The 781-nt window shown below is 71.6% G+C and carries 1 protein-coding gene; it reads right to left on the bottom strand.

Annotation, left to right across the window (positions count from 1 at the left end):
- Positions 1 to 38 precede the first annotated feature (38 nt).
- Complete coding sequence (locus D180_RS12500; RefSeq protein WP_017913059.1) at positions 39 to 650, bottom strand: YbhB/YbcL family Raf kinase inhibitor-like protein; 612 nt, start codon at positions 648 to 650, stop codon at positions 39 to 41.
- Positions 651 to 781: the final 131 nt, after the last annotated feature.

Below are 781 nucleotides of genomic sequence, written 5' to 3'. Positions count from 1 at the left end.
CCCCAACCCCTCTCCCGGCGGGAGAGGGGCTTTACGGCTTACTTCGCGGCGGGATTGAGGCTGTAAGTGCCGTGCAGGCTGGCTTCGGCCAGCACGTGGCCCTGCATCGCGCGCAAGGCGTCGGCGGCGGTGAAGCGTGCCGGCACGTCCAGGCGCGCCACATCCAGCGCGAACAGCCGGAAGAAGTACCGGTGCACGCGCAGGTCGTTGGCCGGCGGATACGGGCCGTCGTAGCCGTGGTAGTCGCCGCCCATCGCCGCGTCGCCGGCGAACCAGTCGGTGTAGCTGTTCAGTCCCTGCCGCGCGCCGTCCAGGCCGGGCGGTTGCTGCTTGCCCTTGGCCACCACGCCGTCGCTGGCGCTGCCTTCGGCGATCTCGCGCAGGTCGGCGGGCAGGTTCACCGCCACCCAATGCACGAATTCGGTGCGCGGTTGTTCGACCGGGATCTGCACGTCGTCGCGGCCGACCATCTCGGCCACGGTCGGCACGTCCGGATCGACGCACAGCAGCACGAAGGACTGGGTGCCGGCCGGCACCGCGTCCCAGGCCAGGTGGGGGTTGCGGTTGCCGCCGAAGCCGTCGGCCTGGCCCATCGCGTAGGTGGCGGCGATGGGCTGACCCGGCTGGATGCTGTCACTGCGAAGACGCATGCGTGAATCTCCGTGGGGAATCAGGTTTCAGGGTAGCCAAAGCGCACCGCCGCCGGCGTCAGCAGCGCGAACGCGGCGGCCAGCGGCGTGGCGTAGGCGCGCCAGTGGCCGGCGGCCAGGCGCGGCGGGCC

The organism is Xanthomonas sp. SHU 166 (genome assembly GCF_000364685.1).
Lineage (GTDB): Bacteria > Pseudomonadota > Gammaproteobacteria > Xanthomonadales > Xanthomonadaceae > Xanthomonas_A > Xanthomonas_A sontii.
The sequence above is the reverse complement of the archived record's forward strand: the minus strand, read 5'-3'. Positions and strand labels throughout refer to the sequence as shown.

Coding starts and splice junctions, on each gene's coding strand:
- D180_RS12500 (WP_017913059.1), bottom strand. CDS start 650: ATGCGTCTTCGCAGTGACAGCATCCAGCCGGGTCAGCCCATCGCCGCC.